Genomic DNA, 12,190 nt, shown 5'->3' with positions numbered 1-12,190 from the left:
CGGGCCTGTCGTCGAAACAAGGATTGCGAAGAATATGTTGAAAAAATCGTTAGCCGCGCTGCCGCGTAGCCTGGTGCTGGCGCTGCTGTGCGCCGGTGCGATGGCGCAGGCGTCCGCGCAGAGCGGGATGAGCCGCATCGGCTTCGTCTACACCGAGCGCCTGATGACCGAGTCCAAGCTGGCCAAGGCGGCGGACGCGAAGCTGCAGTCGGAATTCTCCAAGCGCCAGAAACAGCTCGACGACGCAGTGCAGAAGTACAAGGTGAGCCGCGAGAAATTCGACGACGAAGCGCCGAAACTCTCCGACGTCGACCGCACCAAGCGCACGCGCGAGCTGCTCGACATGGAGAAGGACGTGCAGCGCATGCAGCGCGAGTACAACGAGGACCTGTTCCAGCGCAAGAACGAGGAGCGCGCCGCCATCGCGCAGAAAGCCTATAAACTGATCGAACAGGTGGCCGAGCAGGAACACCTCGACGTCGTGCTGCAGGAAGCCATCTGGACCAGTCCGCGCATCGACATCACCGACCGGATCCTCAAACTGCTCGACAAGTAAGCATGTGAGCATGTGAGCCAACACGCTTCCCGGATGCCGGCCGGCTCGTTGAGCGGCCGGCAGTTTTCACTTCTTTTACGGAACGACCACGATGGGCACTCGACTGGGTGATTTGGTCGAACGCTTCGGTGGCCAGCTGGTAGGTGACCCGGACCTCGAGGTCCAGGGCATCGCACCGCTCGACGGCGCCGGCGCTTCGCACATCAGCTTTCTCAGCAACAGCAAACTGCGCGCCCTGGCCGCGCAAAGCGGCGCCGCGGCGCTGATCGTCTCGCCGCTGGACGACGCCACCGTCGCCACGACCTATGCCGGCGCGCGCATCGTCACCACCAACCCGTACGCCTATTTCGCCCGCGTCGCGCAGTACTTCGTGGCGCTCGAGGAAGTCGTGCCGCCGCCGGGCATCCACCCCAGCGCCGTCGTGCACGAGACGGCGCGCATCGCCCCGACCGCGCATATCGGCCCGAACGTGACGATCGAAGAGGGCGCCGCGATCGACGCCGGCGTGCGGATCGACGCCGGCTGCTTCGTAGGCCGCGAGGCGGAGATCGGGGCAGACACGCATTTGTTCGCGAACGTGACCTTCCACGCGCGCTGCAGGATCGGCAAGCGCGGCATCCTGCACTCGGGCGCCGTGATCGGCACCGACGGTTTCGGCTTCGCGCGCGAGAACGGCGTGTACATCAAGATCCCGCAGACGGGCCGCGTGCTGCTGGGCGACGACGTCGACGTCGGCGCCAACACGACCATCGACCGCGGCGCGCTGGACGACACGATCATCGAAGACGGCGTGAAGCTCGACAACCAGATCCAGATCGGCCATAACTGCCGCATCGGGGCGAATACTGCCATGGCCGGCTGCGTGGGGGTAGCCGGCAGCGCGAAGATCGGCAAGAATTGCACGTTCGGCGGCGCGGCGATGGTGCTGGGGCACCTGGAAATCGCGGACAACGTCCATATCTCCTCGGGCAGCATGGTGTCGCGCTCCGTGCTCGAGCCGGGGCAGTACACGGGCTTTTATCCGCTCGCCAAGAACGCCGAATGGGAAAAGAGCGCCGCCATCGTGCGCAACCTGTCCTCGCTGCGCGAGAAGATGCGCAGCCTGGAAAAACAGATCAAACAATTGACGGAACCATCAGAACAAAAATGACGACTGAAGCCACCACCGCGACCAACAAGACCCTGGGGATCAACGAGATCAAGGAATACCTGCCGCACCGCTACCCGATGCTGCTGGTGGACCGCGTGGTCGACTACGAGATCGGCAAGACCATCACCGCCATCAAGAACGTGACCGCCAACGAAGAATTCTTCAACGGCCACTTCCCGCACAAGCCCGTGATGCCGGGCGTGCTGATGATCGAGGCGCTGGCGCAGACCGCAGCGATCCTGTCGTTCATGACCATGAACGTCAAGCCGGACGAGAACTCCGTCGTGTACTTCGTCGGCATCGACAACGCGCGCTTCAAGCGTCCGGTCGAGCCGGGCGACCAGCTCAAGATGGACATCGAGATCCTGCGCACCTCGCGCGGCATCTGGAAGTACAAGGCTGTCGCCAGCGTCGACGGCAAGGTCGCCGTCGAAGCTGAGCTGATGTGCACCATCCGCGCGAACGAGAAGGCAGGACAGTGATGAGCAAGGTCCACCCGAGCGCGATCGTCGATCCGAAGGCGGAGCTGGATTCCACCGTCGAAGTCGGCCCGTATTCGATCATCGGGCCGGACGTGCGCATCGGCGCGGGCACCGTCGTGGGCCCGCACGTCGTCATCGAAGGCCACACGACGATCGGCCGCGACAACCGCATCTTCCAGTTCGCGTCGCTGGGCGCCGCCCCGCAGGACAAGAAGTGGGCCGGCGAACCGACCCGCCTGGAAATCGGTGACCGCAACACGATCCGCGAATTCTGCACGTTCAACCTCGGTACCGTGCAGGATGCCGGCGTGACGCGCCTCGGCGACGACAACTGGATGTCCGCGTACACGCACCTGGCGCACGACTGCCAGGTCGGCAGCAACACGATCTTCTCGAACAATGCGCAGCTCGCGGGCCACGTGCACGTGGGCGACTGGGCGATCCTGTCGGGCTACTGCGGCGTGCACCAGTTCTGCAAGATCGGCGCGCACGCGTTCATCGGCATGTACACGAGCCTCACGCAGGACGTGCCGCCGTTCGTCCTCGTCTCCGGCAACCCGGCCGAGGCGCACGGCGTGAACATCGAAGGGCTCAAGCGCCGCGGCTTCACGCGCGAGCAGATCAACGCGATCCGCACCGCGTACAAGACCATCTACCGTTCCGGCCTCACGCTGGAAGAAGCCAAGGCCAGGCTGGCGGAAGAGGAAGCCGCCGCCGGCGACGCCGCACAGCACATCCGCGCGCTGCGCGACTTCCTCGACAACGCGAGCCGTGGCATCGTCCGCTGAAGTCACGAAGCTCGCGCTGGTCGCCGGCGAAGTCTCCGGCGACCTGCTCGCGGCGCGCCTGATGGCGGGCCTCAAGCCGCATCTGCCGGACGTCAGCTTTTCCGGCATCGGCGGTCCGCGCATGCTGGAGCAGGGCCTGGCGTCGGACGTCCCGATGGACACGCTCACCGTGCGCGGCCTGCTGCCCGTGCTGCTGCGCTACCGCGAACTGAAGGGCATCCAGAACCGCCTGCGCGACCGCCTGCTGGCCGAGCGTCCGGCCGCGTTCATCGGCGCCGACTACCCCGGCTTCAATCTCGGCCTGGAAGAGCAGTTGCGCGCGGCCGGCATCCCGACCGTGCACTTCGTCGGCCCGCAGATCTGGGCGTGGCGCGGCGGGCGCATCAAGAAAATCCGGCGCGCCGTCTCGCACATGCTCGTGATCTTCCCGTTCGAGGAAGAGATCTATCAAAAGGCCGGCGTGCCCGTCACGTACATCGGCCATCCGCTGGCGGAGACGATCCCGCTGGTGCCCGACGTGCTTGCCGCGCGCCGCCAGCTCGGCCTGCCGGAGAACGCGCGCGTCGTGACCGTCATGCCGGGCAGCCGCATGTCGGAAATCAAGTACCTGACGGAGCCCTACGTCCGGACAGTCCAACTGCTGGCGGCGCGGGATCCGTCCGTGCGCTTCATCGCGCCGATGGCGGGCGAACGGCAAAAAGCGTATTTTATGGAGCTGGTGGCGAAGGCCGGTCTGCCGAATTTGCTCAATGAGGTGCCGCTACAGCTCGTCGACGGCGAATCGCATGCGTGCATCGCGGCGGCCGACGCCGTGCTGGCCGCCTCGGGCACCGCGACCCTGGAAGTGGCGCTGTACAAGAAGCCGATGGTGATCGCCTACAAGGTCTTGCAGGCCGAGTGGCTGCTCATCCGGAACATGGGCTATCTGCCGTGGATCGGGCTGCCGAACATCCTGGCGCGCGACTTCGTCGTGCCGGAATTCCTGCAGCACGCGGCCACGCCGGAAGCGCTGGCGGAGGCCGTCTGGTTCCAGCTGACGGACGAGAACAACCGGGTGAGGCTGCAGCAACGCTTCACCGAAATGCATCACAGCCTGCTGCGCGACAGCGCGCGCGAAAGCGCCCGCGCCGTGCTCGAGGTGATAGGCAAAGCATGAGAAAGAAGACCTTCGATTTCTACCCAGGCCTGGCGAAGAAGAACCGGCCGTTCACGCTGGACGACATCGTCTGCGGCGTGGACGAGGCCGGACGCGGCCCGCTGGCCGGCCCCGTGTTCGCGGCCGCCGTGATCCTCGATCCGGCCCGTCCGATCGAAGGCTTGCGCGACTCGAAAAAACTGACGGAAGCACGGCGCGACGAGCTGGCGCCGCTGATCAGGGAGCACGCGCTGGCGTGGGCCATCGCCGAGTGCTCGCACGCGGAAATCGACACGCTGAACATCCTGCAGGCGACGATGCTGGCGATGCGCCGCGCCGTCGAACAGCTGGCGACCGTGCCGACCATCGCCCTCATCGACGGCAACCGCTGCCCGCAATTCGCGCCGCACATCCGCGCGCACGCGGTGGTGGAGGGCGACGACAAGGTGCATGCGATTTCCGCCGCGTCGATCCTCGCGAAGACGGCGCGCGATGCGGCGCTCGTCGCGCTGCATGACACGTATCCGCAGTATGCGTTCGACCAGCACAAGGGCTACTCGACGGCGCTGCACCTCGCGCGCCTGCGCGAGCACGGTCCGAGCCCGGTGCACCGGCGCACCTTCACGCCCGTGCGTGCGTTGCTCGAACCCGACCTGTTCGGGGAGCTCTCCGCATGGAGAGCAACATGAAGAGCGTGACCTCCCGCGACAACCCGTTTTATAAAGAGCTGAAACACCTCGCGGGCAGCAGCCAGGCCCTGCGCAAGGCCGGCCGTTCGCTGCTGGACGGCGTGCACCTGTGCCAGGCCTACCTCGACCTCGTCGGGCAGCCCGTGCACTGCATCGTGTCCGAAGGCGCGCTGGCGAATCCCGAAGTGGCCGCCATCGTCGACCGCGTGACGGCGCCGGCCACGTCGCTGCCGGACGCGCTGTTCGGCGCGCTGTCGCAGGTCGAACACGGCATCCATCTGCTGTTCCTCGTCGAGACGCCGCGGCCGGTTCGTCCGGACGCCCTGGTGCAATCGGCCGTGCTGCTGGACGGCGTGCAGGACCCGGGCAATGCCGGCTCCATCCTCAGGAGTGCCGGCGCGGCGGGCATCAGGCAGGTGTATTGCAGCCCCGGCACCGCGTCGTGCTGGTCGCCGAAGGTGCTGCGCGCCGCGATGGGCGCCCATTTCGTGCTGGAGATCTTCGAGAACGTCGACCTGGCGGACCTGATCCGGAAGGCAGGGGTGCCGGTGCTGGCGACGAGCGGCTATGCCAGCGAGCGGATCTACGACGTCGACCTGTCCCGCCCCGCCGCCTGGCTGCTGGGCCATGAAGGGCAGGGCGTGTCGGATGCGCTGCTGAACCTGGCCACGCACCGCGTCGTCATCCCGCATGCGGGCGCCGTGGAATCGCTGAACGTCGCCGCGTGCGCGGCCGTGTGTTTCTTCGAGCAGCTGCGCCAGCAAACGACGAAACTCCAGCGGGCATAGACGCGACAAGCCCGTTCGGTTACGCTTCGTGCAGGTCAAGACGGAGTCATGATGGACATGGGGCAAACGCAGTTGCACTCTTTGCACTTCCTGGTCGCGGAAGCGGACCCGGTGCAGCGCCGCGCGCTGATCGAGGCGCTCGGCCAGGTGGGCGCCACGCGCGTCACCGACGTGCCGGACGGCCCGATGGCGCTGCGCACCCTGCAGGCGGGTTTTACCCCGAAGATCGACGTCGCCGTCATCGACCTCGACCTGGGCGGCATGGACGGCCTGGAGCTGCTGCGCGCGATCGCCGCGCTGAAGTCCGAAGTGCGGCTGATCGTCGTCGGCGCCCAGCCGGCAAGCGTGCTGTTCTCCGTCGAGAGCCTCGCGCAGGCGCATGGCGTCGACCTGCTGGGCACCGCCGCCAAGCCCGTCACGAGCACGAAACTCAAGGCCTTGCTGGACAATTACCAGGCGCCGCGGCGCGCGCCGGCGGCAGCGCCCGGCCCCAGCTTCACGTTCGCGGAAGTGGGCATGGGCCTGCAGAAGCGCCAGTTCGAGCCGTTCTTCCAGCCCAAGATCGAACTGGCGACGGGCCAGGTGAAAGGCCTGGAGACGTTCGCCCGCTGGCGCCATCCCGAGCACGGCGTGCTCGGGCCGTCGTCCTTCATCGGCGCGCTGGAAGCGAACAACCGCGTCGACTTCCTCGACTGGACGATGCTGGAAATGTCGGTGGAACGGTGCCGCCGCTACCATGACCAGGGCATCCCGATCTCGATTTCCCTGAACCTGGCGCCGGAGACGCTGGCGCATCCGCATTTCGTCCGCCAGGTGACGTCGACGATGCAGCGCCACGGCGTGCTGCCGGACTATCTGACGTTCGAGATGACGGAAACCGCTATCCTCAGCTTCGACGCCGACTTCATCGAACGCCTCGTGCGCCTGCGCATGATGGGCTTCGGCCTCGCGGTCGACGACTACGGCACGGGGCGCTCGAACCTGCAGATCCTGGCGCGCATCCCGTTCTCGGAACTCAAGATCGACCGTTCGTTCGTGGACGGCGCGTCGAAGAAGCGCCAGCTGGGCACCGTGCTGAAATCGTGCCTCGGGCTGGCGCACAGCCTCGATCGCATGTCCGTCGCCGTCGGCGTGGAGACGCGGCAGGACTGGGATTTCCTGCAGGGGCTCGGGTGCACGTATGCGCAGGGCTACCACATCGCCAATCCGATGCCGGCCGACGAATTTCCCGGCTGGCTGGAAGACTGGCGCCACTTCTTCTAGAAGAGGGGTCAGAGCCCGAAGAGGGGTCAGAGCCCGGTGTTGCTGGTTGGGCTCTGATCCCGGTGTTCGGACGCGCCGCGGGTTTGAACCGGGGTCAGAGCCCCAAAAGAAACACCGGGCTCTGACCCCTGCGCTGACCCCTGCGCTGACCCCTGCGCTGACCCCTGCGTTACTAGTATTCGCGGCGGTCCGGCTTGATCTCCTGGAGGATGGTCGTCGCGATCTCTTCGATCGACTTGGTGGTCGACGACAGCCACCGGATCCCCTCGCGCCGCATCAGCTGCTCCGCCTCGTTCACCTCGTAGCGGCAATTCTCCAGCGACGCATACTTGCTGCCCGCGCGCCGCTCGTTGCGGATCTCGGACAGGCGTTCCGGCGTGATCGTCAGGCCGAAGATCTTGTGCTTGAACTGCGGCAGCGCCGACGGCAGCTTGTTGCGTTCGAAATCGTCCGGGATCAGCGGGTAGTTCGCCGCCTTGATTCCGTACTGCATCGCCAGGTACAGGCTGGTCGGCGTCTTGCCCGAGCGCGACACGCCCACGAGGATCACGTCCGCGTCCGCCAGGTTCTTGTGCGACTGGCCGTCGTCGTGCGCCAGCGAGAAGTTGATGGCCTCGATGCGGTTTTTGTACTCCTCCGTGTCGACGACGTTGTGGATGCGGCCGATCGTGTGCGTCGACTTCACCCGCAATTCCTGCTCGAGCGGGGCGACGAACGTCTGGAACAGGTCCATGTGCATGCCCTGGGCCGCGCGGATCACGGCCGACAGGTCGTGTTTCACGAGCGTGGAAAACACGATCGGGCGCTGGTTGTCGGCGATCGCCGCGTCGTTGATGCGGCGGGCGGCCGCGTAGGCTTTGTCGATCGTGTCGATGAAGGGCAGGCGGATCTGCCGGAAGCGCATCTCGAACTGGCTCAGCACCGCGTGGCCGAAGGTTTCCGCCGTGATGCCCGTGCCGTCGGAAACGAAGAAAACGGTGCGCGCGGCGCCCGGACTGCCTGGGGTGTTAGCGAAAGACATGATGTTTTTTAGACAGATAATGACAAAGTTGCAGCTGGTTGGGCTGTGAAACCCGGGCGCGCGCGGTAAAATGCTCGGGAACGGGTTGTTGGATTGTGCTTTACGACGCCAAGAATAACAAGAAATCCCCCGGAAACTCGACCAGCCTGCCGCGCGAAGCCCGCCTTGAGCAACGATTGCTCGGCGCGCCGCCGCTGCCTAGCCAGGCTCGTCCGTCATCCGGCCGTCGGCGCATCCGCCGTACAGATTTCCATCATCAAAAAGGTGTTTTACCATGACTAACCTGTCGAATGCAGTATTGAAGGCGCCCGATCCCACAGCGGCCGGCGCGAGCGAAGCGGTCTACGTCGCCTCGTTCGAGACCCTGCGCATGACCGACGTCGAGTCGGTCGGCGGCAAGAACGCGTCGCTCGGCGAGATGATCAGCCAGCTGGCCGAGGCCGGCGTGCGCGTGCCGGGCGGCTTCGCCACCACGGCCCAGGCCTTCCGCGACTTCCTGAACCACTCGGTCGACGGCGGTCCCTCTCTCGGTGACCGCATTGCCCGGCGCCTGGAAGGCCTGGACATCGACGACGTACGTTCACTGGCCACCGCGGGTGCAGAGATCCGCCAGTGGATCATCGACACCCCGTTCCAGCCGCGCCTGCAGGCCGAAATCGAAGCCTTCTACGACCGCCTCGTGGCCGATTCGGACACGGAAGTGTCGTTCGCCGTGCGCTCGTCCGCCACCGCGGAAGACCTGCCGGACGCCTCGTTCGCGGGCCAGCAGGAGACGTTCCTGAACGTCGTCGGCATCGACAACGTGCTGGAAGCGATGAAGCACGTGTTCGCGTCGCTGTACAACGATCGCGCGATCTCGTACCGCGTCCATAAAGGCTTCACCCACGCCGAAGTCGCGCTGTCGGCCGGCGTGCAGCGCATGGTCCGTTCCGACACGGGCGCCGCCGGCGTCATGTTCACGATCGACACGGAATCCGGCTTCAAGGACGTCGTGTTCGTCACGTCGAGCTACGGCCTGGGCGAGACCGTCGTGCAGGGCGCCGTCAACCCGGACGAGTTCTACGTGCACAAGCCGATGCTGGAACAGGGCAAGAAGCCCGTCATCCGCAAGAACATCGGTTCCAAGCTGATCAAGATGGAGTTCACGAAGGAAGCCAAGGCCGGCCGCTCCGTGCAGACCGTCGACGTGCCCATCGAGCAGCGCAACCGCTATTCGCTGACCGACGAGGAAGTCGTCGAGCTGGCGAAATATGCCGTCATCATCGAGAAGCACTACCAGCGCCCGATGGACATCGAGTGGGGCAAGGATGGCCGCGACGGCAAGCTGTACATCCTGCAGGCCAGGCCGGAAACCGTGAAGTCGCAGCAGAAGGCGACGGATTCCCAGCAGCGCTTCAAGCTGAAGGGCACGGGCACCGTGCTGACCTCGGGCCGCGCCATCGGCCAGAAGATCGGCGCCGGTCCGGTGCGCGTCATCAACGACCCGTCCGAGATGGAAAGAGTGCAGCCGGGGGACGTGCTGGTCGCCGACATGACGGACCCGAACTGGGAGCCCGTGATGAAGCGCGCCTCCGCCATCGTGACGAACCGTGGCGGCCGCACGTGCCACGCGGCGATCATCGCCCGTGAACTGGGCGTGCCGGCCGTCGTCGGCTGCGGCGACGCGACGGAAACGCTGAAGGACGGCACGTTCGTGACCGTGTCCTGCGCCGAAGGCGACGAGGGCCGGATCTACGACGGCCTGCTGGAAACGGAAGTGACGGAATCGGCGCGCGGCGACCTGCCGGCCATCCCGACCAAGATCATGATGAACGTCGGTAACCCGCAGCTCGCGTTCGACTTCCAGTCGATCCCGAACAGCGGCGTGGGCCTGGCCCGCCTGGAGTTCATCATCAACAACAACATCGGCGTGCACCCGAAGGCGATCCTCGAGTACCCGAACATCGACAACGACCTGAAAAAGGCCGTCGAGTCGGTCGCCCGCGGCCACGCGTCGCCGCGCGCGTTCTACGTCGACAAGCTGGCCGAAGGCGTCGCGACGATCGCCGCCGCGTTCTGGCCGAAGCCCGTCATCGTGCGCCTGTCCGACTTCAAGTCGAACGAGTACAAGAAGCTGATCGGCGGTTCGCGCTACGAGCCGGACGAGGAAAATCCGATGCTGGGCTTCCGCGGCGCCGCGCGCTACCTGGCCGAGGACTTCGCCGAGTCGTTCGAGATGGAATGCATGGCCATGAAGCGCGTGCGCGACGAGATGGGCCTCACCAACGTCGAGATCATGATCCCGTTCGTGCGCACGCTGGGCCAGGCCGAAAAGGTCATCGCGCTGCTGGCGAAGTACGGCCTGAAGCGCGGCGAGAACGGCCTGCGCGTCATCATGATGTGCGAAGTGCCGTCGAACGCCATCCTGGCCGAGCAGTTCCTGGAGTACTTCGACGGCTTCTCGATCGGTTCGAACGACCTCACGCAGCTCACGCTGGGCCTGGACCGCGACTCCGGCATGGAACTGCTGGCCAAGGACTTCGACGAGCGCGACCCGGCCGTGAAAGCCATGCTGACCCTGGCGATCAAGGCCTGCCGCGCGAAGGGCAAGTACGTGGGCATCTGCGGCCAGGGCCCGTCGGACAACCTGGACTTCGCCGTGTGGCTGATGGAGCAGGGGATCGAGTCGATGTCGCTGAATCCGGACTCGGTGATCGATACGTGGCAGAAGCTGGCGTCGATGAAGTAAGCGTCGCCGGCTGCCTATGAAAAGCCGCTGCGAGGTGCTGGTCACCTTGCAGCGGCTTTTTTCATGCGTGGGCTTCCGATCCGTGCAATTGGTGGAACGCGCGTTCAAACTCATCCAGGTGGCGTGCAAGAGGCGGCGGCGAAACGGCGCGCAGGCGCCCCAGCAGCGCCTCGCCTTCGGCCACGCGCTCCGTTTCCAGGCAGGCGCGCAGCAGGTGGAAAGCGGCCTGCGGACCGTGCCGGGTGGGGTCGTAGACGGGGCCGACGAGCGTGACGATCAGGCCCGTGTGGCCATACTGCCCCAGGTCGGCCGCCATCGTCATCAGGGCGCTGCCGTCCACGTCCTCCTCGGCCAGCACGGCCGTGTACTGCTCGCGCGCCGCCGGGAGGTCGCCGGCGGCGAGATGGTGCCGGGCCAGCAGGAGCCGCGCGCGCCAGCTGCGGGGGAGGGCGCACGCCTCCTGCAGCGCCTGCAGGAAGCCCGCTTCGCCCGCGCGCGCGCGCTCGACGGCCAGCCAGCCGTTCAACCCGTGCTCGAAGTTCGGGTCGAGCCGGATGGCACGCCGCAACAGGTCGGACGCGCCGGCCGAGTCTTCCCGGTCGTGCTTCACCTTGGCCAGGTTGGTGAGCAGCGCGGCCGTCTCGCCGCAGGTCCGGATGCCGGCCTGCAGCACGGCCTCGGCCTCGTCGTGCCTGCCGCTTTCCAGCAGCACGATACCGTGCGCGACATGGCTGCGTTCCGGCAGGCCGTCGATCTCGACGAGGCGCGCGGCCGCCGTCAGCAACTCGGGCGCGAAGCCGTCGGACAGCGCGGTAAGGATGGTGTCGTACAACGCGTCCGCCGTGTCCCAATGCTGCTTGAGTTGCGGATGCAGCACCTTGTCGCGCCATTCCTCGCGCGACATGACCACCTGGCGGCCGTGTTCGTCACAGGCCGTGATGACATCGTCGATGGCGGGCGCCGGGGCGGCGGCGGTCGTGCGGGTGCGGAAGGCGGCGAGCAGGCGTCGGAACATGGCGGATCTCCAGAAGGCGATGCATCGCATTATTGGCGTTGATTTCCGCATGGCAATTGATTTTCCGCGGCAAGCGGGTCACGACGCGATATGCATCAACGCGGGCACGATGTTGAGCCTGAAGCAACAAGTTGTTGACTTGTTACGGAAAAACGTTACACTTTGGCAAATAGTTTTGTCGAGGATGTGAATGAAGCGCCTGGCCTGGTTGACAATCATGATGGGAGCACTGTGGGCAGGGGCGGGTCATGCCGCCGATGCCAGCCTGTGCAAGTCGATGTGCAGCGCCGAGAAGCGCGAATGCCGGGCGAATGCGGAGGAGCTGGCCCGGGAAGACGGCGGCTCGCTGCTCGACCTGCCCGAGAAAAACCCGATGGCGCGCGCGGCACAGGAGCAGGTGCCTTCGGAAGCGGCGCGGGCGCTCGGCAATGCGGGCACGCAATCGCGCCGGATCGGCAAGGCGGGCAATTGCGACGACGCCTACCTGCGCTGCACCCGCGCCTGCGCCGCGCCGGCCGACGCCGGACTCGTCAAGCCGAAGCAGGACCGTTGACTCCGCGCACAGACGCGCTAGA

General features: G+C 66.1%; 13 protein-coding genes. 11 read left to right on the top strand and 2 right to left on the bottom strand.

The features are described 5' to 3' along the window. Positions 1–34 precede the first annotated feature (34 nt). From ASD28_RS25380 to ASD28_RS25345, 8 genes are all read left to right on the top strand, one after another. Entirely contained in the window at positions 35–556 is a 522-nt protein-coding gene (locus ASD28_RS25380) for an OmpH family outer membrane protein (protein ID WP_082577389.1), read from the top strand. A 91-nt stretch (positions 557–647) separates the two neighbouring features. Beyond that, complete coding sequence (gene lpxD / locus ASD28_RS25375) at positions 648–1,706, top strand: UDP-3-O-(3-hydroxymyristoyl)glucosamine N-acyltransferase (protein WP_056135245.1); 1,059 nt, start codon at positions 648–650, stop codon at positions 1,704–1,706. Further along, the gene (fabZ, locus tag ASD28_RS25370; RefSeq protein WP_056135243.1) at positions 1,703–2,188 is read left to right on the top strand and encodes a 3-hydroxyacyl-ACP dehydratase FabZ; all 486 of its coding nucleotides are present in this window, start codon (positions 1,703–1,705) and stop codon (positions 2,186–2,188) included. The genes lpxD and fabZ overlap by 4 nt, the downstream gene beginning before the upstream one ends. Continuing rightward, positions 2,188–2,976, top strand: a complete 789-nt coding sequence (gene lpxA / locus ASD28_RS25365; protein WP_056135241.1) for an acyl-ACP--UDP-N-acetylglucosamine O-acyltransferase — start codon at positions 2,188–2,190, stop codon at positions 2,974–2,976. Before fabZ ends, lpxA begins: the two co-directional genes overlap by 1 nt. Then, positions 2,960–4,132 carry a lipid-A-disaccharide synthase gene (gene lpxB, locus ASD28_RS25360; RefSeq protein WP_056135238.1) on the top strand — a complete coding sequence of 391 codons (1,173 nt, stop codon included), beginning with the start codon at positions 2,960–2,962 and terminating at the stop codon, positions 4,130–4,132. The genes lpxA and lpxB overlap by 17 nt, the downstream gene beginning before the upstream one ends. Further along, a complete protein-coding gene (gene rnhB / locus ASD28_RS25355; RefSeq protein WP_056135235.1) occupies positions 4,129–4,800 on the top strand; it encodes a ribonuclease HII in 672 nt (223 codons plus the stop codon). Before lpxB ends, rnhB begins: the two co-directional genes overlap by 4 nt. Then, positions 4,797–5,588, top strand: coding sequence for an RNA methyltransferase (locus ASD28_RS25350; RefSeq protein WP_056135230.1), 792 nt, complete (start codon positions 4,797–4,799; stop codon positions 5,586–5,588). The genes rnhB and ASD28_RS25350 overlap by 4 nt, the downstream gene beginning before the upstream one ends. Positions 5,589–5,639: 51 nt before the next feature. Continuing rightward, a complete protein-coding gene (locus ASD28_RS25345; protein ID WP_056135227.1) occupies positions 5,640–6,851 on the top strand; it encodes an EAL domain-containing protein in 1,212 nt (403 codons plus the stop codon). 172 nt (positions 6,852–7,023) lie between these two features. Here the strand turns inward: ASD28_RS25345 and ASD28_RS25340 are convergent, their stop codons facing one another. Continuing rightward, a complete protein-coding gene (locus tag ASD28_RS25340) occupies positions 7,024–7,872 on the bottom strand; it encodes a pyruvate, water dikinase regulatory protein (RefSeq protein ID WP_056135226.1) in 849 nt (282 codons plus the stop codon). A 370-nt stretch (positions 7,873–8,242) separates the two neighbouring features. Here ASD28_RS25340 and ppsA point away from each other — a divergent pair, with 370 nt between their 5' ends. Beyond that, complete coding sequence (gene ppsA / locus ASD28_RS25335) at positions 8,243–10,600, top strand: phosphoenolpyruvate synthase (RefSeq protein ID WP_056135952.1); 2,358 nt, start codon at positions 8,243–8,245, stop codon at positions 10,598–10,600. Positions 10,601–10,661: 61 nt separating this feature from the next. Here the strand turns inward: ppsA and ASD28_RS25330 are convergent, their stop codons facing one another. Beyond that, complete coding sequence (locus tag ASD28_RS25330; RefSeq protein WP_056135223.1) at positions 10,662–11,615, bottom strand: hypothetical protein; 954 nt, start codon at positions 11,613–11,615, stop codon at positions 10,662–10,664. Here ASD28_RS25330 and ASD28_RS25325 point away from each other — a divergent pair. Together ASD28_RS25325 and ASD28_RS25320 are read left to right on the top strand one after the other, a co-directional pair. After that, positions 11,614–11,805: a hypothetical protein gene (locus ASD28_RS25325; RefSeq protein ID WP_056135220.1), complete on the top strand. Its 192-nt coding sequence runs from the start codon at positions 11,614–11,616 to the stop codon at positions 11,803–11,805. The genes ASD28_RS25330 and ASD28_RS25325 overlap by 2 nt on opposite strands. 27 nt (positions 11,806–11,832) lie before the next feature. Continuing rightward, the gene (locus tag ASD28_RS25320; protein ID WP_156403846.1) at positions 11,833–12,168 is read left to right on the top strand and encodes a hypothetical protein; all 336 of its coding nucleotides are present in this window, start codon (positions 11,833–11,835) and stop codon (positions 12,166–12,168) included. Positions 12,169–12,190: the final 22 nt, after the last annotated feature.

The sequence above is a fragment of the Massilia sp. Root133 genome (genome assembly GCF_001426525.1).
Lineage (GTDB): Bacteria > Pseudomonadota > Gammaproteobacteria > Burkholderiales > Burkholderiaceae_D > Telluria > Telluria orientalis.
Note: the sequence above shows the minus strand (reverse complement) of the source record. Positions and strands in the feature narration are given on the sequence as shown.